General features: G+C 38.2%; 25 protein-coding genes and 4 pseudogenes. 14 read left to right on the top strand and 15 right to left on the bottom strand.

Annotated features, from left to right (window positions below):
• Both ACE1SE_RS10475 and nqrE read right to left on the bottom strand, forming a co-directional pair.
• Positions 1 to 599: pseudogene (locus ACE1SE_RS10475) on the bottom strand (IS1 family transposase); the annotation flags it as partial.
• A 133-nt stretch (positions 600 to 732) separates the two neighbouring features.
• Positions 733 to 1,332, bottom strand: a complete 600-nt coding sequence (gene nqrE / locus ACE1SE_RS10470) for an NADH:ubiquinone reductase (Na(+)-transporting) subunit E (RefSeq protein ID WP_374050845.1) — start codon at positions 1,330 to 1,332, stop codon at positions 733 to 735.
• Positions 1,333 to 1,423: 91 nt separating this feature from the next.
• On the opposite strand from nqrE, the gene ACE1SE_RS10465 reads away from it, so the two are divergent.
• Positions 1,424 to 1,645 (top strand): hypothetical protein, encoded by a 222-nt coding sequence (locus ACE1SE_RS10465; protein ID WP_374050844.1) that lies wholly within the window; start codon positions 1,424 to 1,426, stop codon positions 1,643 to 1,645.
• A gap of 224 nt (positions 1,646 to 1,869) precedes the next feature.
• On the opposite strand, the gene ACE1SE_RS10460 is transcribed toward ACE1SE_RS10465, so the two are convergent.
• On the bottom strand, positions 1,870 to 2,583 hold the full coding sequence (locus ACE1SE_RS10460; protein ID WP_374050843.1) for a LexA family protein: 714 nt from the start codon (positions 2,581 to 2,583) through the stop codon (positions 1,870 to 1,872).
• A gap of 97 nt (positions 2,584 to 2,680) precedes the next feature.
• Between ACE1SE_RS10460 and ACE1SE_RS10455 the strand changes: the two genes are divergently transcribed.
• The 8 genes and pseudogenes from ACE1SE_RS10455 to lldD all read left to right on the top strand — a co-directional run bounded on the left by ACE1SE_RS10455 (position 2,681) and on the right by lldD (position 9,032).
• Complete coding sequence (locus ACE1SE_RS10455; protein ID WP_047771141.1) at positions 2,681 to 2,878, top strand: Cro/CI family transcriptional regulator; 198 nt, start codon at positions 2,681 to 2,683, stop codon at positions 2,876 to 2,878.
• Between the two features lie 110 nt (positions 2,879 to 2,988).
• A complete protein-coding gene (locus ACE1SE_RS10450; RefSeq protein WP_374050842.1) occupies positions 2,989 to 3,441 on the top strand; it encodes a DUF2335 domain-containing protein in 453 nt (150 codons plus the stop codon).
• Between the two features lie 206 nt (positions 3,442 to 3,647).
• A complete protein-coding gene (ybiA, locus tag ACE1SE_RS10445) occupies positions 3,648 to 4,190 on the top strand; it encodes a riboflavin biosynthesis intermediates N-glycosidase (RefSeq protein ID WP_374050841.1) in 543 nt (180 codons plus the stop codon).
• A 319-nt stretch (positions 4,191 to 4,509) separates the two neighbouring features.
• Complete coding sequence (locus ACE1SE_RS10440) at positions 4,510 to 5,265, top strand: thioesterase II family protein (RefSeq protein ID WP_374050840.1); 756 nt, start codon at positions 4,510 to 4,512, stop codon at positions 5,263 to 5,265.
• Between the two features lie 222 nt (positions 5,266 to 5,487).
• A protein-coding gene (locus ACE1SE_RS10435; RefSeq protein WP_374050839.1) for an IS1 family transposase occupies positions 5,488 to 6,185 on the top strand; the annotation gives its coding sequence in 2 pieces (ribosomal slippage) (positions 5,488 to 5,737 and positions 5,737 to 6,185; 699 coding nt in all).
• A 100-nt stretch (positions 6,186 to 6,285) separates the two neighbouring features.
• Positions 6,286 to 6,804: pseudogene (locus tag ACE1SE_RS10430) on the top strand (RBBP9/YdeN family alpha/beta hydrolase); the annotation flags it as partial.
• A 234-nt stretch (positions 6,805 to 7,038) separates the two neighbouring features.
• Positions 7,039 to 7,809, top strand: a complete 771-nt coding sequence (locus tag ACE1SE_RS10425; protein ID WP_374050838.1) for a polysaccharide lyase — start codon at positions 7,039 to 7,041, stop codon at positions 7,807 to 7,809.
• An 80-nt stretch (positions 7,810 to 7,889) separates the two neighbouring features.
• Positions 7,890 to 9,032, top strand: coding sequence for an FMN-dependent L-lactate dehydrogenase LldD (gene lldD, locus ACE1SE_RS10420; RefSeq protein ID WP_374050837.1), 1,143 nt, complete (start codon positions 7,890 to 7,892; stop codon positions 9,030 to 9,032).
• A gap of 144 nt (positions 9,033 to 9,176) precedes the next feature.
• Here the strand turns inward: lldD and ACE1SE_RS10415 are convergent, their stop codons facing one another.
• Positions 9,177 to 9,965: a PhzF family protein gene (locus ACE1SE_RS10415; protein ID WP_374050836.1), complete on the bottom strand. Its 789-nt coding sequence runs from the start codon at positions 9,963 to 9,965 to the stop codon at positions 9,177 to 9,179.
• Positions 9,966 to 10,139: 174 nt separating this feature from the next.
• Between ACE1SE_RS10415 and ACE1SE_RS10410 the strand changes: the two genes are divergently transcribed.
• The 3 genes from ACE1SE_RS10410 to ACE1SE_RS10400 all read left to right on the top strand — a co-directional run bounded on the left by ACE1SE_RS10410 (position 10,140) and on the right by ACE1SE_RS10400 (position 11,617).
• Positions 10,140 to 10,532, top strand: a complete 393-nt coding sequence (locus ACE1SE_RS10410) for a hypothetical protein (RefSeq protein WP_374050835.1) — start codon at positions 10,140 to 10,142, stop codon at positions 10,530 to 10,532.
• A gap of 32 nt (positions 10,533 to 10,564) precedes the next feature.
• A complete protein-coding gene (locus ACE1SE_RS10405) occupies positions 10,565 to 10,900 on the top strand; it encodes a hypothetical protein (protein WP_374050834.1) in 336 nt (111 codons plus the stop codon).
• A 183-nt stretch (positions 10,901 to 11,083) separates the two neighbouring features.
• Entirely contained in the window at positions 11,084 to 11,617 is a 534-nt protein-coding gene (locus ACE1SE_RS10400) for a hypothetical protein (RefSeq protein ID WP_374050833.1), read from the top strand.
• Positions 11,618 to 11,793: 176 nt separating this feature from the next.
• Here the strand turns inward: ACE1SE_RS10400 and ACE1SE_RS10395 are convergent, their stop codons facing one another.
• The 4 genes from ACE1SE_RS10395 to ACE1SE_RS10380 all read right to left on the bottom strand — a co-directional run bounded on the left by ACE1SE_RS10395 (position 11,794) and on the right by ACE1SE_RS10380 (position 16,551).
• Positions 11,794 to 12,426: a LysE family translocator gene (locus ACE1SE_RS10395; protein WP_374050832.1), complete on the bottom strand. Its 633-nt coding sequence runs from the start codon at positions 12,424 to 12,426 to the stop codon at positions 11,794 to 11,796.
• Between the two features lie 102 nt (positions 12,427 to 12,528).
• Positions 12,529 to 13,464, bottom strand: a complete 936-nt coding sequence (locus tag ACE1SE_RS10390) for a LysR family transcriptional regulator (protein WP_374050831.1) — start codon at positions 13,462 to 13,464, stop codon at positions 12,529 to 12,531.
• Between the two features lie 139 nt (positions 13,465 to 13,603).
• On the bottom strand, positions 13,604 to 15,139 hold the full coding sequence (locus ACE1SE_RS10385; RefSeq protein ID WP_374050830.1) for a peptide MFS transporter: 1,536 nt from the start codon (positions 15,137 to 15,139) through the stop codon (positions 13,604 to 13,606).
• A gap of 470 nt (positions 15,140 to 15,609) precedes the next feature.
• On the bottom strand, positions 15,610 to 16,551 hold the full coding sequence (locus ACE1SE_RS10380) for a Kdo(2)-lipid IV(A) acyltransferase (RefSeq protein WP_374050829.1): 942 nt from the start codon (positions 16,549 to 16,551) through the stop codon (positions 15,610 to 15,612).
• A gap of 532 nt (positions 16,552 to 17,083) precedes the next feature.
• Between ACE1SE_RS10380 and ACE1SE_RS10375 the strand changes: the two are divergent.
• Positions 17,084 to 17,305: pseudogene (locus tag ACE1SE_RS10375) on the top strand (IS1 family transposase); the annotation flags it as partial.
• A gap of 186 nt (positions 17,306 to 17,491) precedes the next feature.
• Here the strand turns inward: ACE1SE_RS10375 and ACE1SE_RS10370 are convergent.
• Positions 17,492 to 17,977 (bottom strand): putative adhesin, encoded by a 486-nt coding sequence (locus ACE1SE_RS10370; protein ID WP_374050828.1) that lies wholly within the window; start codon positions 17,975 to 17,977, stop codon positions 17,492 to 17,494.
• Between the two features lie 267 nt (positions 17,978 to 18,244).
• On the opposite strand from ACE1SE_RS10370, the gene ACE1SE_RS10365 reads away from it, so the two are divergent.
• Complete coding sequence (locus tag ACE1SE_RS10365) at positions 18,245 to 19,003, top strand: hypothetical protein (RefSeq protein WP_374050827.1); 759 nt, start codon at positions 18,245 to 18,247, stop codon at positions 19,001 to 19,003.
• A gap of 337 nt (positions 19,004 to 19,340) precedes the next feature.
• On the opposite strand, the gene ACE1SE_RS10360 is transcribed toward ACE1SE_RS10365, so the two are convergent.
• The 6 genes and pseudogenes from ACE1SE_RS10360 to ACE1SE_RS10335 form a co-directional block, all read right to left on the bottom strand.
• Entirely contained in the window at positions 19,341 to 19,493 is a 153-nt protein-coding gene (locus ACE1SE_RS10360; RefSeq protein WP_374050826.1) for a hypothetical protein, read from the bottom strand.
• A gap of 122 nt (positions 19,494 to 19,615) precedes the next feature.
• Complete coding sequence (locus tag ACE1SE_RS10355; protein WP_374050825.1) at positions 19,616 to 21,007, bottom strand: L-cystine transporter; 1,392 nt, start codon at positions 21,005 to 21,007, stop codon at positions 19,616 to 19,618.
• Between the two features lie 386 nt (positions 21,008 to 21,393).
• On the bottom strand, positions 21,394 to 21,987 hold the full coding sequence (locus ACE1SE_RS10350; protein ID WP_374050824.1) for a metal-dependent hydrolase: 594 nt from the start codon (positions 21,985 to 21,987) through the stop codon (positions 21,394 to 21,396).
• A 182-nt stretch (positions 21,988 to 22,169) separates the two neighbouring features.
• Positions 22,170 to 22,835 (bottom strand): hexitol phosphatase HxpB, encoded by a 666-nt coding sequence (gene hxpB / locus ACE1SE_RS10345; protein ID WP_374050823.1) that lies wholly within the window; start codon positions 22,833 to 22,835, stop codon positions 22,170 to 22,172.
• Between the two features lie 365 nt (positions 22,836 to 23,200).
• A protein-coding gene (locus ACE1SE_RS10340; RefSeq protein WP_374053646.1) for an IS1 family transposase occupies positions 23,201 to 23,886 on the bottom strand; the annotation gives its coding sequence in 2 pieces (ribosomal slippage) (positions 23,201 to 23,646 and positions 23,646 to 23,886; 687 coding nt in all).
• Positions 23,878 to 23,997 (bottom strand): annotated as a pseudogene (locus ACE1SE_RS10335) (IS630 family transposase); the annotation flags it as partial. The gene ACE1SE_RS10340 and the pseudogene ACE1SE_RS10335, both read right to left, overlap by 9 nt.
• Positions 23,998 to 24,182 lie beyond the last annotated feature (185 nt).

Here is a 24,182-nt window from a genome sequence, read left to right as displayed (position 1 = left end):
TTATATAATCATCAGGCGTGTATTCAATCCGTTGATCCGCTTTAAAGATAGTATTCTCTTTTCAATAAAAGTCCCGATAACTTTATCATGCATCTCAGGGAATTTTGAATAGCCAAGTGTTTTACGGTTCAATCGTTTAATTCTGTTGCGAAGTGTAAGATTTTCACGTTCGACACGTTGTGTGAAACTTTTCCCGACGAGGTGTGTATTTTCAGACAACATATTGTCAGCTTTAAACTTATCTGTACACCAAAAAGCCACATTGAATCGCGATAATTTTTTCAGAAGCTTTTTAAGCGTTTTCTTGTTCCGCCTTCCAAACGTGTGAGTGATAATACGCTTTAGTCGAGGTTCCCAGGCATACCATAGCCGGCGTTGGTACTTTTTATTCCCGACAAATGACCACATTTCATCAACTTCACAGATGAGCTGAACGTTGACATTTCCCAGCGGAAGTGTTGTTACACATCGCGGTTTGAGTTTTTTAAAACACGTATTACAGCATTGATACTGATATGTAATGCACGGGCAGTATCACGAATACCTGAGTTGTTCATAGCAAGGTCAACGACTTGTTCTTTAATTCCTGCCTGTCCTGCTTTATTAACAATGGAAAGCAAGAACAGCCGGATCAAAGTTGTTAAGCGGATTGACCTATGAATAGCTTGACAGAATTATAAGCCTCGCGTTTGCGGATTTTTTTTGCTTTTATCGGTTAATTTATTCATTTTACTAAATTGATATCCCAGAAAATGACATAAATCCAAGTGACATAAGGCCAACAGTGATAAAAGTAATTCCTAATCCTTTCAATCCATTGGGGATATTTGAATATTTCATTTTTTCTCGTAACCCGGCCAGGGCAATAATTGCCAGCATCCAGCCAATGCCACAACCTGCGCCATAAGTAATAGATTCAGCAAAGTTATAGTTTCGCTCAACCATAAATATAGTGGCGCCAAAAATCGCGCAGTGAATAGTGAGCAATGGCAGAAAAATTCCTAGTGAGTGATAAAGGGAGGGAATAAATTTATCGAGAAACATTTCCAAAATTTGGACAAGAGCAGCTAAGACACCGATAAAGGTTATAAAATTAAGAAATGATAAATCTATTTCTTCAATAAGAATATTCTCTTTGAGTATGTAATTATAAATTAAGTTATTGATTGGAGTGGCTAATGTAAGCAGCACTGTGACTGTTACACCCAGTTTAAATGCGGTTTTGACCTCTTTAGAAACAGCTAAAAAAGTACACATGCCAAGGAAGAAACTTAAGGCCATATTCTCAATAAAAGCTGCTTTAATGAGTATATTTAAGTGATTTTCAATCATAATTTCCTCCTGTGTATGATAATCTGTTTATAGTCTAAATAAAACAGTGAATTACTTAAAGCTATCTTTTAGAAAAATGGGAGGTAGATTTATGAGTATGAACTTGGAAGAGAGAGTTTTATTAGCGCTTGATGAGCATTATCCTGAGTTACGTTATAAAATTGATCATTATGATGTTGAAGTGACTCAAGCGAATTGTAGCATAAGAATGTGGATTAAAGGCGAAGTGTTGCCAAGATATGTCATATTCGATAGGGATATTGATACTGACAATTTGTACCTGACACACGGAATCAGTAATGAAATCCGGTAAAAATGTTGGTAATTGTGTTTACTACTAACAGTAAACTCTGGTTTTACCACTCGATCGGGGATGGATAACACTCTATAGTTTGTTAATTCAGTATATTATATTGATTTTATAGCAAAAAATAATAGATATGCCCCGATCATTACGGATAATGTCGTTTTCATAACTGGTAATGTTATTTAATAACAAGTAAGTTTGGATAATCATTCTCAGACAACTTACTATTTTTAAGGTAATTTCCCCATCCTCACTTCCACAACTACTCCAATAATATGTACTTGATTGTTAAGAGGAATCATATTGTATTGGGGATTTAATGGCTTCAAAAACGTATCATATCCTTCAGTAATCAATTGCTTGAAAGTCAGTTCCTTCTCTCCATCGAGTTTTGCTACGACTAAATTGCTGGGAGCCGGCTTAACTTCTGGATCAACTAAAATGATCATGCCTTGTGGGATGCTTAGCCCATACGGCGATACCATTGAATCACCTTTTACTTCCAGCCAAAAAGCACGTTGTGAACATTCAACACAGGTTTCATATACCTTTGCCTTGTGGCTTGTTTGGTATTTTGATGCGGGATCTTCGCACCAATTACCTGCATTTACCCAGTCGAGTAATGGATATTGCTTATGTAGGAGCATATGACTGGCAAATGCAGCATTATCATCATAGAGAACAGAGACAAGTTTTCTTGCTTGTTTATCCAGCGATGGACTGAAATCTGCAATTTTGACTTCCAGTTTTTGGGCAAAATAGGCCGCCATCTCCAAGTTAAGGGCATTTATCCCGTTGAGATAGTGTGAAATTGCACTTTGTGTCTTGCCAATTTCTTCTGCAAGTGTTTCCTGAGAGATGCCGAGCTGTTTTTTCTTAGACTCAAATAGCTCTTTTAAGCGTGCTGCATCTGCAATTTGTTCTGCTGTAAGTTTCTTTTTCATGGGATCATTTTAATACCAACGCTATTAAAATGATAAATACTAAAAGTATTGAAATATTTAGTACTTTAGATATTATTTTGAGAGGAGGAGAAATCGTATGGAAAAAATCCCATTATCAGAGTATGTAAAGTTGAATGGCCAGGTTAAAGCAGCACGTTTAGTCGGTGTTCATCAAACAGCGATCAGTAAGGCATTGCGCTCAGGCCGGAAAATATTTTTGATTCGTCAAGAAGATGGAACCTACAAAGCTGAAGAATGCCGCCCGTTCCCTAGCCAAAAGCAAGGTGTATTGTGAATAACGAAGATATCAGAAGTACGATTAATTCATCTCTATTATAGGTTAAACTTAATTATCTCACTGATTTTATTAAAGCGTTTTTTGTGTATATTGTTGGAGGAGAAAACGTGAACTTTAACATTGATCATTACTTCAGAGCGATAGGGAGCATTCTTGACATTATGCCCATAAATGATTACCGCAATGCTTTAGATGCTGATTTGTCGGATGGATATTTACTCGAAAATAAAGAGATATCTCATTGTCTTGATTCATTTCCATCTCCTGAAGTATTGAAGAGTTATGAAACAATTTTACCTGGTTACGCTGAAAGAGTATTTTCTCTCAGAGAAAAAGAGCAGGTTTTTCAACATGAAAAGCAGAATAAGGCGTTGGATGGTGTGATAAACAGGGATAGGCGAGGACAATGGATGGGCTTTTTCATTACCATATTTATTTTAATCATTGCGACTGTTTTTGCTTTTAGAGGAGAAATATTATTTGCTGGTACTTTAATCACTATAGATTTGGTGGGATTGGTTTCTGTATTTGCCATTGGCCGTAAATTCAATATTAAATAATTTCAGAATAATATTAACATTTATTCAAAAAACATATAGTTATTCTTGCTTTCTGTCTTTTACATGGGCGGTTTTTAATTTATTTTAGTTATTTTTATGCTATGTTAATTAAACTAATGTGATATGCATCGACAAACATAAAAGAATTCGTATGATAGGGAATGTTTATGTATTAAAGATAAATTAGCATGTTATAGAGAGTTAATATGGATATTAAAACCTTATGTGATTTGCACCAGACAGGAAAAAAACTGAAATATCTTTTTTTCTGGGGGCATAAAACCAATCATTCCAACCACATAACTAAGTCTTGTTTAAGTCAGTGGTATCCAGCGCCATTTATTGTTGATAATATAAAATATGTCAGTGCGGAACATTATATGATGGCAGGTAAAGCCCGTTTGTTTAATGATCACGAAGTGCTGAAAAAAATTATCAATGCTAAAAATCCAGGTGCGGCAAAAGCATATGGGCGTGAAATACGTAGGTTTAACCAGTCGATTTGGGATGAACATCGGTTAAATATAGTGGTTGAAGGAAACTTAGCGAAGTTTTCTCAAAACAAGTCATTGGCAGAGTTTTTATTGAATACTGGAGATCAAATATTAGTTGAGGCTAGTCCCGTTGACCGCATTTGGGGGATCGGATTATCCGAAGACACTCCTAACATTAATAATCCCTTGATGTGGGATGGCCTCAATTTACTCGGGTTTGCGTTAATGGCTGTGCGCGATAAATTAAAGGTATGAACTTAAGTGTAGAGCCCTATCTGATAGGCTCTACACTTTTCATTGTAATCATCACGTTATCTATGTCTTAGGCATTTACTGATTTTCTTTTGCTTTGCACGCAATCGCATCAAATCTAACATTGTGAGTTAATCAATAATTATAAGCTAATCAATTTTTTCTGTTATAGAAAAGGAAATAAATAGTTATTATTCTTTCCCTGATGAATATTTTTCAAAGTTATTTATATTCAATCGATTTCGGGTTACAGTTGTAAACAACAAAGCAATAGCTTGAAGAATTCATGGGATATCTCTTATTCTGTTAAAGGAACTTCATCTTGTCTGATTTAGTTTTATTTTCTGCGATTAAAAGGCCAGAGGCCGGAGCACAACTGTTATTTTTTCATCACGCCGGAGGCTCTTGTTTTTCCTACATTGAGTTGGCTCACAATTTACCGGAATTTATTGAAGTTTATTGTTTGGAGCTTGCAGGCAGGGGAATGCGTGTTTCAGAGCCTTTTCAGGTAGATGCTGAAACTGTTTTGTCTGATATCCTTGCCGCAATAAAGCGTTTAAGGTTAGGAGAGGATAAACCTTTATTACTGTTTGGGCACAGTTTGGGTGCGGAACTGGCTTATCAGGTTGCTAGTAGGCTGGAGAGTGAATTACCAGAAAAGCAATTAGCACTTATTATCTCTGCCCGTGGTTTTACAGAGCCAGAAAGGTTGAAAAATAAGCCATGTGAGGAGTATTCTGACTCTTATGTTTTGAATATTCTTGAGCAATGTGAAGGAACACCGGCCGATGTTCTTGCTAACCCCGAATTATGTAATTATGTGATCAAAACGATGAAAAACGATCTCATTTTGTTGGATTCTTTGTCTTTATTACCGAAAGTAAAGTTGAATATCCCAACCTATGTGATAGGAGGAGATCGGGATAATAGAGTTCCTGTTTCTCGTTTGGCGGAATGGTGGCGAGTGTTACCTGCGCTAATAGAACAACAAATTTTCGTAGGGGGGCATTTTTATTTGTTCAATAATTATGCAGTGGTTTCTTGGCTTGAAAAACAGGCCAGAGAACTAGCAGGATAGGCTAAGATTATGATCTAATAACAAAGCAACAATTTAGATGGTTGACTCCATAAATGGATTAATTATCAAACAGGAGAAAATTTAGTGATATCAGAAAAAATAAGTGGTCAAGGGTGGTTTTCTGGCAAAAAAATAATTATTGTTCATGGATATACTGCTTGGTCATGCTCCCAATGATTAGATCTTGTGATAAACTCCCTGCTTTTTATTATGGGGTGAGAGATGGCTAAAGTTGATGTGGTTTGTCGTTACTGTCATAAAACAGAAGAGGTTAAAGGGCATGGAAAAGGGCGTACTGGTCATCCCCGCTATCACTGCTATGCCTGCCGTAAAACCTTTCAACTGAATTATGCCTATCAAGCCTGTTATCCCGGCGTGAAAGAGCAAATTATTGATATGGCAGTGAATAACTCCGGTGTCAGGGACACGGCTCGGGTTCTGAAAGTCGGCATTAACACCGTCATTCGCACATTAAAAAACTCACACCAAGACAAGTGACTACGCTGCCGCTTGCGGGCAGTGAGATTCATCTTGTCTGTGAAATAGATGAGCAGTGGTCATTTGTCGGTAATAAGAAAAATCAACGCTGGCTCTGGTATGCCTGGGAGCCGAATAAGAAACGGGTAGTGGCACATGTGTTTGGGGATCGCAGCAGGAAAACATTGAAAAAGCTGCTGGCACTCTTGTCTCCTTTTACTATCCGGTTTTACTGTACAGATGATTATGCCGTTTACGATTGCCTGCCTCAGGAAAAACACCTCACGGGAAAGAAATTTACCCAACGTATCGAGAGAACAAATCTTACGCTTCGTATCCGGATAAAGAGGCTGAATAGAAAAACAATAGGTTATTCCAAATCCGAAGAGATGCATGACAAAGTGGTAGGTACGTTCATTGAACGTGAATACTATATTTCATAACAGATCTAATCATTGGGAGCATGACCCGTTCATTGAACGTGAATACTATATTTCATAACAGATCTAATCATTGGGAGCATGACCTACTGCTTCGCCTTCATCACATTGGTTCCCTTGGTTAAAAGAGAAACTTACTGAACAGGGTGCGGAGGTTATCATACCTACAATGCCTGATACATCATCCCCTAAACCTGAAGCCTGGGCTAATATGTTGATGGATATCGTGCCTGAGGCAGACAAAGACTCGATTTTTGTTGGTCATAGTCTCGGTTGTATTACGCTATTGCGGCATTTAGAATCGATGTGTTCTCAGCATCTTCGTATTGGTGGATATATTTTGGTCTCTGGATTTGACTCTCCTCAAATTACTTTACCAGAATTGGATTCTTTTACTGTTGAACCGTTAGATTATGCTTTCTTGCGTGAGGTGACCGAACACCGTTTTTCACTTATTTCATCTGATGATGAAATTGTTTCTCCACAATCCTCCCTGACTTTGGCTCATTCTTTACAAACGGAAGTGATGAATATTGATAATGGTGGACATTTCCTTGATAGGGATGGATTCACTCGTTTTTTACCTGTTTATGATATTCTGGAAAATATGCTCTCAGAATGAGTATAGATAAATGGTAGATTTTAACCCTCCAGTTTATTGGATTTATTCTGGAGGGAGATATTAAATATAAAAGACCAGTGAGTTATTTTAAATATGGTTTGTCGGCTATAAGGTTTGACTAGCATTTCAAACAGAGACAATATAAAAATATATTTTGGATTGTTTTTCTGATTTTTCTTATTCTATTTGGAGATTTGTGTGAAAGTGTAATTATAATTTACCAAGGAGTTAATTATGGAGCCAGTTAATTTCCCTCTTGTATCTAATGATAATTTGGTCAATGTAAATTTTGCACACAAGTTAAGACAATACTCTGCTAAAGATTTCAAATCTGATTGGGGAATTTCACCTACATCATCATCTGGTCTTCGTCAGGGAAGATTAAATATCGTTATTGATCCTCAAGATGATAACAACAAAGTATTAGAGCTCACTTATCTTGCCAATGCTGTTGGTTCTGAGGCCGGTACCTCATTCAATGCACCGATTAATGGTGAGCATGAAGCATTATGGTTACAGTATAGGGTGATGTTCAGTAAAGAATTTATGTGGATTAAAGGTGGAAAACTACCAGGATTATCTGGAGGTGATCATCCGTCAGGTTGCATTGATAATGACAGTTTTGATGGTTTCAGCAGTCGTTTGATGTGGAGAAAAGCTGGTGAGTTATTTGGTTATCTCTACTACCCGGAAAAAAATGAACAATGTGGCGATTACGTTAAATTAGAAACCTATATAAAGAAAAATATTTGGTATACCCTAACACAATATATAAAACTGAATAGTATCGGTAAGCATAATGGTATTTATATCCAATATGTCGATAATCAACAAGTTTTTAGAACGGATAATCTTAAGTTGAGAAACAAAAATGAGGTTTTTATTGATGCAATAAAATGGAGCTCTTTTTTTGGTGGTTCTACGCTAGATTGGGCGCCACCAGTGGAACAATATGCTTATTTTGATGATTTTATCGTTAGTGTGGAAAGGCCTGATAACATTTAATATGTTGGGGATAAAGATGACCAGACGAAATGGTATGCCATAAAATATGCGAATAAATTTTCAACATTAGGATAAGTATTATGATTATTTCCGCTTCAACTGATTATCAGGATGCAGCTCAAGCTAAGTTACCGCCTTTTCTGTTCCACTATATTGATGGCGGAGCCTACGCAGAGCATACCCTTAAACGCAATACCACAGACTTATCCAATATTGAGTTACGCCAGCGTGTGTTGAAGGATATGTCCAAATTAAACCTGAAAACCAGCTTATTCGGCGAGAAGATGTCAATGCCGGTGACACTTGGCCCTGTTGGACTGACAGGAATGTATGCGCGTCGTGGCGAAGTGCAAGCTGCACGTGCCGCAGCCAAAAAGGGGATCTCATTTACTTTGTCGACCGTATCAATATGTCCGATTGAAGAAGTTGCTCCTGCAATAGATCGCCCAATCTGGTTTCAGCTCTATGTGCTAAAAGATCGTGGTTTTATGCGCAATGTACTGGAAAGGGCACAGGCTGCGGGAGTCAAAAATCTGGTATTTACCGTTGATATGCCAGTACCTGGGGCACGTTATCGTGATGCACATTCCGGTATGAGTGGCCCGAATGCAACCATGCGCCGTATTTTGCAGGCAATAACTCATCCTCAATGGGCATGGGATGTAGGGCTGTGGGGTAAGCCACACGATCTGGGCAATATTTCTGCATATCGTGGCAAACCGACTAAATTGGAAGACTATATTGGCTGGTTGGGAAGTAATTTTGATCCATCAATTTCATGGAAAGATTTGGAATGGATCCGTGATTTCTGGAAAGGGCCAATGATTATTAAAGGCATTCTTGATCCAGAAGATGCTAAAGATGCTGTTCGTTTTGGGGCTGATGGTATTGTGGTTTCAAATCACGGCGGACGTCAGCTTGATGGTGTTTTGTCAACAGCACGAGCCTTGCCTGCGATTGTGGATGCAGTCAAAAATGACATTACCATTCTTACTGATTCCGGTATCCGAACCGGATTGGATGTAGTGAGAATGATTGCTCTGGGTGCGGATAGTGTTTTGCTGGGGCGAGCTTTTGTTTATGCGTTGGCTGCAGCAGGAGAAGCGGGTGTTTCTAATTTGTTGGATCTGATTGAGAAAGAGATGCGGGTAGCGATGACCTTAACCGGAGCGAGCTCAATCTCGGAAATTAATTCAGATTTACTGGTGCGTAATCAAGGTTAATGTAGATAGTTGTCATTATTGGTCAGCAGAATTTATTCCGCTGACCATAGCTAGTTTATCCTTTAAATACCAATCTGGCTTTTTCTTGCAGATAACTTTTATCTATTGTGACTTTATGCCAGTTTTTTATCAAAAAATAAGGAATTATATATTCTCAAGCAATATCTCACCGTGTGAAAAGAGTCTTGCTTTACCTGTCAGGTATATACGATCTCCATCTATTCGACATAACAACTCACCGCCTCGTTCTGATAATTGACGAGCATGAAGCTCTGTTTTATTGAGCCTTTTTCCCCAGAAAGGCGCAAGGACACAATGGCTAGAACCTGTAACAGGATCTTCATTGACACCTTTAGCTGGCGCAAAATAGCGAGAAACGAAATCAGCGGATGAGTCACCGAGAGCGGTAATGGTAAGTCCTGGTAAGGGCAAGGCAGCAATCTTATTAAAATCAGGTTGGGTATTGATAATTTGGTCTACGGAATCCAAAACACAAATATAACGATCATGTGAAGCTAATACTGTGGAAACATTTTGTCCCAGAGCGTCCTGTATAACAGGGATGAGAGCATTTTCTTCATAGCAGTCTGCGGTAGGGAAATCCAATGTAAAAACACCATCTTGATGAGAAACTCGGAGTTCACCGGAACGGCTTTTGAATGTGAGTAACTTCTCTTGGATGTTGCGATGGGTTATGAGGACAAATGCGGTCGCCAACGTTGCATGTCCACATAAATCTACTTCGACTTTAGGTGTAAACCAGCGTAGGTGGTTTTCTACCAGAAAAGCGGTCTCTGGCAAGCCAATTTCAGCAGCGATAGAAATCAACGTTTCATCTGTTGGCCATTTATCCAGCAAGACAACCGCTGCGGGATTGCCAGAAAACGATTTTTCCGTAAAGGCATCGACGTGATAGATGGGGTATGGATGCATTAGAATCTCACTTAATTTTTATAATGAAAAGAAAAATACAGAATGTTGAAACGACATTGATTTGTAAAGAGTTATTTTATTTGTTTGAAAAACACATAGAAATTGTAGTGTTGACCTTAGGTGATAATGGTTATTAAATAATAATTCGTTGTTATAGTTCCAATAAGGAAAGATATGAAAATCAAAGGAGCCTATTACCTGTTTTTTATTCTGCCAGTGTGGTTTTTTCAAGCTCAGGCTTTGGATTTAAGCTACCGAAGCGATATACCCGTAGATAACAGGCCCTCAGGAGAATACCTGAAAAAGAGATTCAGCCTGGACAGTTCGGATTGCGAAAATTGGAACATGGGTAAACCAGCTAAAGCTAATACCTTAGCTGGGAAGGGAGAGCAGGAACTGAAAGAATATAATGAATATAATGGAAAATTTGAGAAAAAGAGCTCGGGACTTCCTCTTGATTGGTATGCGCAGAGCTTTAATACTTATCCCGATATTCAACAGCACTACCTTCGCCAAGAGAGGCAACTCTTCTGGATAAAAGCTGAACGTCTTCAGGGTGCAAACTAAATGTCATTGTTATAATCCCATTAAGGAAAGATATGAAAATCAAAGGATCCCATTATCTGTTTTTTATTTTGTCAGTGTGGTTTTCTCAAGCTCAGGCTTTGGATTTAAGCTATCAGGGCGATATACCCGCAGATAACAAACCCTCAGAAGAGTACCTGAAAAAAAGGGACAAATTGCACGATGAAAATTGGGATAGGGAGAAATTGGTTAAAGATAATGCCTTAGCCGAAAAACAAGAAAATGAACACAAAGAGTATAATAATCGATCTTCTGACTGGTATAGGTCGAACAGCTTTAGCTTTAAGAATTACTCTCCCAATCCGCAAGATTTAAAGCAAGATATAGCACGCTTTATGAAACAAAACTGACGTATTCAGAGGAGCAAACTAAACGTCATTGCTATAGGACAACAAATCAAAAGAGGCTTGAAGTTTTTATTAATTGAGCTAGCCGTCGTTAGCGAAGATTTCAACTTTCTCTGAAGCCGTGTTGTACAGCATGATAACGACTATTAATAATAATTATTTATTATAGTTCTAATAAGGAAGGATATGAAAATCAAAGGATCTCATTACCTGTTTTTTATTTTGTCAGTGTGGTTTTCTCAAGCTCTGGCATTGGATTTAAGCTACCAAAGCGATATACCTGCGGATAACAAACCTTCAGAAGAGTATCTGAAAAAGAGGGATTCCCTAGGACATGGAAGTTGGAACACAGAAAAATTGGCTAAAGATAATGCTTTAGCTGAGAAGCGGGAGAATGAACAGAAAGAATATAATGATAAATTTAATAAGCATCACAATGGACTTGATAAAGAAAGCTGGAAGCCTTCTTATGACTGGAATGAGCAACAGATTAAGTATTTCCATCACAATGGACTTGATAAAGAGAGCTGGAAGCATTTTTATAATTGGAGTGAACAACAGCTTAAGGATCCCTATAAGCCACAAGACGACATTATGCAGCATTTCAGAGAACAGAATAAACGCCGTTGCTATAGGGAAACAAGGCAGAAATTAGAGAAAGAACAGGGGAATGGTTATTCCTATTCTGATATTGAAGATGCTTGCCATGCTTACTATTAATTGAGTTAACTGGCAGTTAACGCTGGTTTAAACCTGTCTCTTAAATGTAACAAAAGTGGCGAAATAGTGTGTAAGGATGCTGATAATTGCGAAAGGATTCGCAAATTTAGCAGCAAGTAACAGAGAGCCATTCGATCTTGCCAAACATGGTTTAAGAGCATGTGATATATTCCTGTTTAAAACTGGCTAATACATAAATTAATGGCTAATGCTATAAATATCAAGCTAGTAATTCTATTAAGAATAGTTTGTACTGATGGTTTACGGGATATCATTTTATTTAAAAAGCCGGACAAATAGGATATTAGAGTAAACACGATAAAAGCAATTAAGACAAATACTAAACCTAGAGATAATAGTTGAAGAGATACTGGAATGGTGATTGTATTGTCAGTGGTAAATTGAGGTAGGAAAGCCAAAAAGAAAATAATTATTTTTGGATTTGATAAATTCATAATCAAACCTTTTTTAATGAGTTTTTTTGTATCATTAAAATTGTTGATGTTGCTTTTGAGGTGAATAGGTCTTGCTTTAAAGGTTCCCCAAGCCAGATAGCTTAAATAAAACACGCCAAATAATCTGATAATTTCAAAGGCTACTGCATTAGCTTGTATTATTGCTGCAATGCCGAGTGAAACTAAAGAGGTATGTATTATTAATCCAATGCATAGGCCAATGGTGATTAATATTCCAGATTTGTATCCATTTATTGCAGACTGACTTAAAACTAAAAGGTTATCAGGGCCTGGCAAGAAGCATAGAAAGATTGAAATACTGATAAATGTAACAAGTGTTTCCATAGAAAGCATATTTATTACCATTATAAAATTAAAGATAACTGATGTTAACATCTATATGAAAAAGTACTGATTATATTAATGTAACAAGGTCATATGTAAAAGAAGAAAAATCTACTTGCAGGTATGAATTAATTTCATACCCTGTTTGATAGTTCTTTCAAGATGAGTTTTGATCAGAGGAAAACAGATATTCCTAAACCATTTATGCTCTGGATCTTGGTGATGTTTTGCATGCCATAGCAAGTAGTATTGTTGTGCTTTAATATCAATAGGTAAGCGTCTTATTTGTAAATCATAGTTTTGAGCAAAATCAGCAGCAATATGCAGTGGTATAGTTAGCATGGTGTCTGTTTTTAACAATAACTCAATGGCCGCCTGGAAAAAGGGAACTGTAGCGTAAATGTGGCGATTTAGGTTCATCTTTGCCAACATGTGATCGACAGAACTGTCTTTATCTCCGCCACCATTAATCAAAATATGTCGGCCTTCTGTATAGTCGTTAATAGTCATATTACTATCAGCTTTGGGATGTGTATTTCTAAATGCAACGGCAAGTTGATCTTCAGCCATCATTTTACCGTATAAGTTATCAGGTATCGTATCGGCAATGGTTGCGACTAAATCAATATTTTTCTCAGCAAACTTGTTCAAATTGTCTTTATGCCACAATTTATATTCAATACTCACGTTAGGAGCATTAACTTCAATATTAGAAATTATAGATGGCAAGATAGCCTGAGCGACATAATCACTGGATGCTAAGGTGAATTTTCTCTTACAAAGGTTTGGTTCCATTATCTCTGGTGCGTAGAGGTTATCTAGTTGTTGCATCAAAGCTGGAAGCTTTTCTTTCAGTTTTTCGCCTTTTGGGGTGAGAATAAATTGATTTGCCTCCCTCACAATAATTTTGTCATGAAAATCTTCACGTAGCTGATGTAATATTTTGCTCATTGCTGATTGAGTAACACCTAATTGCTTTGAAGACTCAGTTAGATTAAGTGTTTGCAATATTGATACTAAAGCTGGTAATAATTTGTAATTATTCAAGATGTGATTTCCATGGGATGAAATATTTAGTGATTATAATAATTTTTTGCAACTAATGTGAATCCTGGACAAAATGCCACTAAATATCTCTGATTCGGGTATGGAATGTTAGTGGCGATTTAACCAAAGTTTAAGTTACTTAAGATGTTACTTCTGTCTCATGCAGTCTGCTCATCAAACGGCGGATGGGAATGATTAAAACAAGCAAAATAGCAGAACAGATGACCAACGATAGTGATACGTTGGAAAATAGTTGGGGCAGGCTATCCAATTTATCTGCACGTACATTACCACCAATCAGGCCAGCAGCCAGATTACCTAATGCACTGGCACAGAACCATAATCCCATGACTTGTCCACGCATGCGTGAAGGGGCTAATACCGTCATCGTTGCCAATCCTATTGGGCTCAGGCACAGTTCACCAAGGGTTAGAAAGAGAACACTGAAAATTATCCATAGTGGTGAAACTGTGCTACTGGTTTCCAATACATTTTGAGCAGCGAACATCATGATTGTAAAACCACCAGCAGCAAACAGCATACCAACTACAAATTTACCAATACTGCTTGGGTTCATATTGCATTTCGCTAATGCAGGCCACAACCAGCTAAAGAATGGAGCAAGCAGGATGATATACAGTGGATTGATTGACTGGAACCAGACTGCCGGAATTTCATAACCCAATACTACTCGGTCAGTATAATCATTGGCAAATAAGTTAAATGATGTCGGTTTCTGTTCGAATGCTGACCAGAACAGAGCGGCTGAAACCAGCAAGATGAAACAGATCAGCAAGCGAACTTTCTCATTGCCGTCTAATCCAGCGAACAGGAATAAATAGGCAAAATAGAGAATCACACTTAAAGAGATGACATAAACTAGCAGATTAGCAACCTTGACTGGATTAAATGGAATTACTCCCATCGCCACCAATGCAACAATTACACAGACAACTATTAAGCTTGCGATGACCCATTTGCCAACATTCTTGCGTTTTATCATTGGCCGATCCCAACAGGAATCCAGTCCTGCTTCTTTATCATAACTACGCATTAATGGAACAGTATAAAAACGGAAAATCAGCAAGGCGAGTAGCATACCCAATCCACCAACGCCAAATCCCCAATGCCAGCCATGATCTTTCACTAACCAGCCAGTAATTAACGTGGCGATTAAAGATCCTAAATTGATGCCCATATAAAATAGAGAGAAACCACCATCACGGCGAGGATCGTCTTTTTTATATAATGTTCCTACCATTACGGTGACACAGGTTTTGAATAGGCCAGTACCGAGTGTGATGAGTAATAGTCCAATAAAGAACAGATTATTGCTCCAAATTGCGGAAAGAGCGATTGAGAGATGACCTAAGGCAATAATAATCGAACCATACCAAACGGCAAGGCGTTGTCCTAACCAGTTGTCGGCCAGCCAGCCACCAGGTAAGGACGTCAGGTAAATACTACCAGCAAAAATCCCGACAATTGCCGATGCTTGTTCGTGCGGTATTCCCATACCACCTTCAAAGATTGCGGCAGACATAAATAAAATAAGGAGGGGACGAATACCATAGAACGAAAATCGTTCCCACATTTCTGTCATAAAAAGGGCGCTAAGTGGATAAGGATGCCCAAAGAAAGTTCTGCTATTTCTGTTATTGGTTGAAGATTGCATTTAATAATTCTTCCTAAAAATCCATCTTCATGATGGGATGTTTTAAAAGTTAAAATAAAAAGAGCGCTTTATAATCATACTACTGACGTGTTCTTATAAAGTTGATGACTTAATTGTTGGTGTATTTTTAACATGTTCTTTGTGTTTTTCATCTGCATAAAGCACATTTTCTATCTTATATTCTACTTTTTAGAATGAAAATCGATAGGAGTCTCAAATTTATAATTTAACAGTTGTTATATGAGGGGAAAGCTTGACTTGAAATATTTTCTATTCTCTATAATGTCTTTTATAAAATCTGTAATAAAAATAATTATTTTTATTAATTTTAAATAACGCAAAGGCAATGAATTTATTTTTGTATGACCAAGAAATATTGTAGAAACGTAAATAAACCCGGAAGGAAATGTACTACGTTATTGAAGGAAGATATTGGCTGTTACTTAAAAAATAACAGCCAGGTATGTTTATCAGTGGATATTATTGTTGTCACCATACAAAGATGGCATGCCTTTAGGGCGAGTTTTGAAACGGCGATGCAACCACATATATTGATCAGGTGCCTGCATAATTTCCTTTTCGATCACCTTATTCATGAAGGTTGCTGCTTCTGTTTCATCTTGCAGAGGAAAATTTTCTACAGCGGGCTGAATAATTAACTCATAACCTTCTCCATTGGGTAACCTTCGCGGAGTAAAAGGGATCAGTGCAGGTTTGGCCAGACGGACGAGAATTGAGGTTCCGGTCGTAGTTGCAGCATGTTCAACAGCGAATAATGGGGCAAATACACTGTTACGTGGGCCATAATCGTGATCAGGGGCATACCAAACAATTTCACCATTTTTTAGGCATCGGATCATGCCCTTAACATCTTTTCTGTCCAGCATGTATTTATTGGAACGGAGCCTTCCCCAAGTTTGTAGCCAATCCATGACAGGATTGTCATTTGGACGATAAACGCCAATACCTGGGTTCAGCATACCAAAAATACGCGCTCCCAACTCCAGCGTTAAGAAATGGATACCAATGACAATAATTCCCTGACCTGTGGATTGCACTTGTTGGATATGCTCTCGTCCAGTAACCTTGAACCAACGTTTTATCCGCCAATCAGGCCAGAACCAGGCCATGCCTGTCTCAAACAGGCCCATGCCAACAGATTCGAAATTCCTGACTAGCCATTCCTGTCGTTTCTCGGCTGGCATATCAGGGAAACACAGTGTCAGATTGCGCTCTGCAACTCTGACCCGTTTTTTCAAGAAACGTAGAGATAGTCGACCAAGTCGGGTTCCCATCCAATAAATCGCAGGATAAGGTAGCAAAACCAGTAAATAAAGTATGCCAATACCTAGCCAAGTCAGCCAGTAGCGGGGGTGCAAAAGTGAACGACAAAAAGGAGGTGCTTGTATCATGTGTTTTCTGTATGTTTTTTGAATCGGTTTCAATCTGTTTGAATCATAGATGCCTAAGATAGGCTCTAAAAATCGTATTGGTGTATTGTGACACTTTTTAGTGGAATATCGAAATTTTGTGGCATTAAATATTGAATCTGGTGATAACTCATTTGCCAGATTCACTGTTTAGCAAGGTTTTGTTGCCTCAGATTATCGTAATCACCATCCCACTGTATCGACGTGAATGGAAAAGCATAACTCACTATCCGCAAATGGCCATTTTCGTTATGATATCCAGCCATCAATGGAACGACCATTGAATTTTTTATTTTCCAGATGAAAGGTTAAATCTATGGTCACCCTCCTTTTTGCCAACACTAAATTTGATGAATTTTGGGCTTGCTTAAATCTATCCGGCGTCACTATAGGCAAGGATGCCCGCGCCTCGATGAATTCCGCGCCTGATGTTTCTAAAAAACCACTCGACTTTAATAAGCCATCTTAACCTTTAGGTTTCTCATCAGGCCAATAGGCCGTTCATGTCATCAATATTCAGTCCTACTGCACAGATTACTATGTTGTCTACGATTGCTTTCCTGCGGAGAAACACCTCACAGGCAAGAAATTTACCCAACACATTGAGAGAAAGAATCTTATTCTGCGCATCAGGATAAAAAGGCTGAACCGCAAAACGATAGGTTATTACAAATCCGAAGCAATGCACGATAAAGTGATAGGCACGTTCATTGAGCGTAACTATTATATTTCATAACAAATTTAACTATTGGGAGCATGACCTCACTTTGCACGCTTGGGAGACGTTGCCCAGTTCCTTGGCAAGATTGAGATGTAGTAGTTCATACTCGATCTGACAATCACTCACTTTGATTCAGCGCCTTTAATCAAAGCGGATAACTCTCTTCTTTTCAAACCGAAGTGTCAGATCTCATCTGAACTGCTACATGATATCCAACGCTCTTGGGTCTAGCTTATTTATCCTGCATGCTGTACAGTATATGAGCCGATAACCTAAATTTAATTCATTGATAGCGTCAAAAACATCTGACATATGCGCTTTGCTATTAGGCTTTATTTCAATAATATCAACCTGATTTTTAGAGTCATGAACTGAAAGTTTATCACTATATGTTAAGGAATAATTTTTGATTATGCTGCCTCCTAAGACCTCATCGGTTCCACTATGATTTGAATATCCATTAAGATCAAAAACACTATTTACCATTTGTTGACCAATTGACACTCCATCGTGTTTGCAATTAAAAACTAATTTAATCCTAAAGGGGACATAAGTGAGTCCAGAACCTTGACAAAAATAATTTCTTTTTGGGGTATAGCCACCATGGGCCAAAATAATTGCAGTCCTAGCTGAATTTACAGCCTTTTTAATGATTAAATTTTTATAGGGAATGATTACAATTGGCATATATATTCATGCTCTATTGATTAGTGATAATTTGAACCTTATCTCACTATTTCCATCCAATAACAAGTGAATAAAACTTAACAATTAATATCTAAAACTAAAGCCAATATTTCTTTACCCATTCCATTGAGTGGCTAAAGGAATAACGCATGCTGCCACCCGTTTCCATCGCCTTGATGAGTTCCGCGCCTGATGTTTCTAAAAAACCACTCGACTTTAATAAGCCATCTTAACCTTTAGGTTTCTCATCAGGCCAATAGGCCGTTCATGTCATCAATTATTAGTTTTAAAGAGTCAATAATTGTTAAGAATTATTTGCTTGTTGTTGGGAGGAGTTGGAAGTATAACCTTGATTTAGTATTTGTATTTTTACTTTTCGTGAGAGGCATTATGTCCTGTAAGGATATTTTTGAAAGAGTGGTTCATCTAAGATTGCTCACTGAATATCGGCAACCAAATGGATATTTGTCATTGAAAATAGAGAGCGAGACTCCCCTTCATATTATAGCCAATGTTACTCCACAAGCTGCTAGCCTCTGGTTAGGCCAATTAGGTTTTATCTGTATAATACAGCCTGCAACTGGAAGGCGCGGCATATATATCTTGCTCCGGCATTTTTTTGATTTAAACATAGATCGCTATCGACGAGATATATTAAGTCGTATAGTGTTATCTGAACGTTTTACCAAAATTGTTCAAAAAATAGAACTCGAATCCCAACAAGCCAATCAAAACCAAATAAGCCATCAATCCTACACATTCAGGCCGTCACAAATTTCGGCCAACCAAATGATTGGTCCAATGAGGCGGCAAAGACAACATCAACGCTATAACCCAGTAGTGTCAACAAATGCCACTTTACAGTATCGTACTCGACCGCGTGATCCTGTGGCAGCACAGTTGCTTGCGAATATTCCTCCATTACCTCCATTACCTCAGTTAGATGCTGATGACCTCGCTCAGGGGGGATTATCTCCGTCTTCACGAGCTTTTTCACCTCTTACTAGCTGGTTTGGGAAAAAATAAAATCAGAATATACCTTTTCAAATCTGACCAACACCAAACCTTAATACATTTCTATCCCTCAACATCATTTACTTCGGGAGGTCAATGTATTCTCCGATTTCAAATCGGGAAAATCAGCTTTCGCTTTTAGCGAAAAGAAAAATTTCGCTGATTGATAGACCAAAGTGAGGATGAACAAAAATATCAATGAGTTATAAATAACTCAGGTGGGCTTGAGTTTAAGCCGTCCCACTACAAGGTTACTTAGTGTAACTCAGTAACTCCTTACGTATTACGTCCGCAGTGAGTCATTTGCATATAATTGATTGATTATTATCATGGTTGAAACCTCAACCATCTATAGGCGATGGAACATGGCACGAAGACAGAAAAAAGCACCCTCGATAATCACCACGGTCACAGGGAAGATTACCGTTGCGTGTCGTGGGCTTTGATGAAATGGCACTACCGGTGATGCTGTTGCAGAAAGGCATCCGACTAGAAACTTCATCAACTTGCCTCTTGTAAAAGAAATCACCCTGCCAACATACGCCTACAGGGTGACCATCCCATTAACCACCGACTTGAGTTGGTGGTTGTTGAGATATTACCTTTACTAATTCTTATGTTGAATTAAGATTGGTTTAATACTACTTCTTCGTCTTGCTCAAACACTTCTTTATTAGTCTTTCTCATCAATTGACTGGTGATTGTACCTGCGGTCATAGCGCCATTAACATTTAATGCTGTACGTCCCATATCGATCAGAGGCTCAACAGAAATAAGCAATGCCACCAAGGTGACAGGTAAGCCCATAGCAGGTAAAACAATCAATGCCGCAAATGTTGCACCACCACCAACACCAGCAACTCCCGCGGAGCTAATGGTTACAATTCCCACAAGTGTTGCAATCCACACTGGATCAAAGGGATCAATACCCACGGTTGGAGCCACCATCACTGCCAACATAGCTGGATAAATGCCAGCACAGCCATTTTGCCCAATGGTCGCACCAAAAGAAGCGGAGAAGCTGGCAATGGACTCAGGTACACCAAGGCGGCGAGTTTGTGTTTCGACATTTAAGGGAATACTTGCAGCGCTTGAACGGCTGGTAAATGCAAATGTTAGTACGGGGCCTGCTTTTTTAAAGAATTTCAGAGGATTGATCCCTGTGAATGCCAAAAGCCCGCCATGTACTACAAACATCAGGCCAAGGGCAATGTAGGAAGCAACGACAAAACTACCTAATTGAGTAATGTCATGGATATTGGAGCTGGCAACAACCTTGGTCATCAGAGCCATCACACCGTATGGTGTGAGGCACATGACTAACCTAACCAGCTTCATTGCCCATGCTTGCATAGTATCAATGGCAACAAGAGCCAACTTACCGCGTTCCTGATTATCTTTAATCATTTGTAGCGCAGCGATACCTAAAAATGCCGCAAAAATCACCACACTAATAATGGAAGTAGGGCGTGCTCCCGTCAGGTCAGCAAAGGGATTTTTAGGGATAAAGGAGAGAATGATCTGAGGCACACTCATATCTGCAACTTTGCCAATATAATTGCTTTCAATTGATAATAAACGAGCAGTTTCTTGCGTGCCTTGAATAAGTCCTGCTGCACTTAGCCCAAACAAATTGGCAATGACAATGCCGATTAAAGCGGAAATCGCTGTAGTGAACAGTAATGTACCAATGGTAAAAAAGCTGATCTTTCCTAAAGAAGATGCTTTGTGTAAGCGAGTGACGGCGCTTAGGATAGAAGCAAAAACCAATGGCATGATAACCATTTGTAGCAGTTGTACATAACCATTACCTACAATATTAAACCATTTAATTGATTCTTTTACGGTAAGATTATCTGTTCCATAAATGATATTTAGTGCCAGCCCAAAAACGATACCTACGACTAGAGCCACAAGAACTTTTTTGGACAAGCTCCATTTATTTGAGTTCGTTTTTGCTAATAGAATAAGCAGTGCTACAAAAACGAGCACGTTGATGATGAGTGGTAAATCCATCTCTAGTCTCCAAAAAATTATATACTCTTTTATATTTCGAGTTGCGGTATGTAGTTTGGAATATAGATTTGTAAGTTGTATTCCAATTTGAATCTATCGCCTACGTACCATGAAATGCATAAAGCAAAATATTATCAGTATAAAAATATTCTTTCTTATAATTAAATGGAATTTAATATAATTATTTTTCACTAGATAGTTTAATTGATTATATATTCTAATCTATTTCTATTATTTTTGTTCAATTACAACTGTTCATTTTGTATCTTATTGAGTTAAAGTTTTTTTGAAGGCGACAGGAATTGAATAAAAAATGGTTTATATTTTGTAGGTAACCCCATTTTAAAATGGGGCTATGATATTTGCTGCATGTGAATATTGAGCAGTTACTTGTAGAGATTCTGTAGCTTATCAATAGGTAATTTATCAAACTGTATTTTGTTAAATTGTAAGCTGTCGAAATAGCGAGCGAATGAAAAATTGATGTGTTGTGGAAGGATGATAGCGATCACGACTACCAGTACGGCAATAAAACGTTCGGCTTTTTTACGTTCCTTACCTCTAAGAATAGGTAAGCAAAAACGTATTCTTAGCGGCCATAACAGTGGAATACCAGCGGGAGTAAGCATATCAGCAATAAGATGACTGATGTAACCGATAACCATTGCATGGACAAAGTCAGTTGGAATGGGCCAATTAGACGGTATTTCAGTCTGGAATAGAGTAATCCCCACGAGCAGTGCTAATAAACTATGTGTAAATCCACGATGTCCACATAATCGTGCGATTGGAATGGATATAAAGCGGAACAATCTGCCCAAGGTTGAACTTGGATGGTCGATATCTGGTAACAATGAAGCCAGAAGTACGCCGGGAAGCATGTGTAACCAGTCTCCCTGTGCTATTTCTGGTGTGATTTCTAGCTGGTGAGCCAATACAAGACTGGCAACGGAAAAAAGAAGATGCCCTTCTGCTGTCATAACGATTTATACTAATTATTTATGCTGATTGCTGTTTATACATACAGTTAGGCAGTATAGAGGGTTTTGCCTGAGGAAGATAGAGGGTAACCAGGAAATTTTTTAAACTGTGACTTGGTTGGCTGGGAGGGAGGTTGATATTTGCGCTGCCATATACGAGAAATAAGGCAGCGCGGTGGCTATTAAGTAATATTTTCTATTGTTAATTTTTCCAGAGAATTCAGTTTAATGTCAGCCAATGACCAGCGGGGATCATCAAAATGGTGAGAGGCTGGGACGACAATTGAGCGCATTCTTGCTGCTTTGGTTGCTATCATACCGTTAAATGAGTCTTCTAATGTAAGGCAGTTAGTTGGGTTGATCCCAAGTTGGCTGGCTGCCAGTAAATAAACTTCGGGATGTGGTTTGCTGTAAGGTAAGTGGGCAGCAGAAACGACAACATCAAAATAATGTCGTAGGTTAAACAGTTCGAGCACTTTTTTGATCATTTCATAGGGTGAAGCAGAGGCAAGGCCAATTCTTAACCCACGTTCGCGACAGAGATTTAAAGCATGTTCTACTCCAGGCAGTAAGGGGCGGTTTTTTTCAACTGATTGAACTACGTAATCGATGATGCGTTGCCCAACTTCACTTTTAGAAGTGCCTTGCCAAGGTGATGCTTGATACCATAGCTCAACAACGTGATCAATTCGTAACCCTAATGTGTCAGGTAGGTTTTTTGCTAAATCTAAATCTAGCCCTAATTCACTGAATACGCTTTTTTCTCCCTGTTTCCAATAAGGCTCAGAATCAATCAACAAACCATCCATATCAAAAATAGCGGCTTCCATAGATAAACAAAATGACATCTCAAATCTCTCCGTGATGATAACAGTGATTAAAGAAGTTTGATTGTAACAATTCCAATAAATTAAGTCTCGATATGGGCAATAGCAAAGAAAGAGATAGTTTCGTCGATAAAGTAAGATAATGACTCCGTAAATAGGATTAAAGTTATTTCTTTATAAGCTATCATTGGGTAAAAAATAAAATTATTTATGCCAATGGAGAATGTAATGACGTATTAACAAACAGAATGTATTTACTTAGTCATACCTTATTATTAACAGTCACGTGTAATCATGAGTTTTTAATTAATGTCATGATTTTAATTGTAATTTAATTTATTTTTTGTTTTCCTTAATCGGTTGTGTATTCAAAGCGTTGATCATCCTCAAACATAATACTCACGTTCAATGAAAGTGCCGATAACTTTGTCATGCATTTCAGGTGACTTTGAATACCCGAGCATTTTACGGTTCAGGCGTTTAATTCGGTTACGTAAGATTAAGTTTTCGCGTTCGATACGTTGAGTAAAATATTTTCCAATCAGATGGTCGGCTGAAGGCAGCAAATTATAGACTCGGTAATGCTCAGTACACCAAGAGGTTACCTTGAATTTAGACAGTTTTTTCAATAACTTTTTCAGCGTTTTCTTGTTTCGTTTACCAAAAGCATGCGCAATGATACGTTTTAGACGAGGCTCCCAAGCATACCAGAGCCAGCGTTGATTCTTTTGACTTCTCACAAATGACCATTGCTCATCAACTTCACAGATAAGCTGGACTTCATTTCCCTCAAGAGGAAGGTTGGTCACATTTTTCGGGGAGAGTTTTTTAACGTGCGAATGACGGTGTTAATCCCTATCTTCAGTACACGAGCGGTATCACGAACACCGGAGTTATTCACTGCCATATCAATAATTTGCTCTTTCACGCAGGGATAACAGGCTTGATAGGCATAGTTCAGTTGAAAGGTTTTACGGCAGGCATAGCAGTGATAGCGGGGATGACCAGTACGTCCTTTTCCATGCCCTTTAACCTCGTCTGTTTTATGACAGTAACGACAAACTGACGCCAAAAGCACAGCCTTGATGTGATCACAGACTCGACTGTCTCGAGTGGTATCATGCATCAATTCAAGGGCGCGTTTTTGTTCTGGTGTCAGATGAATTTTCATGGTTGTAAGCATGATCGGGTTGGGATAAGAAATCAAGCATATTCAATGACGATTGGTATAGATTGGTATATTTCAAATTAAAACTGTATTTTATGGTTATTATTGATGGGATTGACATAATAAACCCGTGGAAAATTGCGGGTTAAACAATCTTAATTGTCTGTTGGATTTTGAGTTATGGTCATTAATGGTGCTTA

The sequence above is a fragment of the Xenorhabdus taiwanensis genome, assembly GCF_036512875.1.
Lineage (GTDB): Bacteria > Pseudomonadota > Gammaproteobacteria > Enterobacterales > Enterobacteriaceae > Xenorhabdus > Xenorhabdus taiwanensis.
The sequence above is the reverse complement of the archived record's forward strand: the minus strand, read 5'-3'. Positions and strand labels throughout refer to the sequence as shown.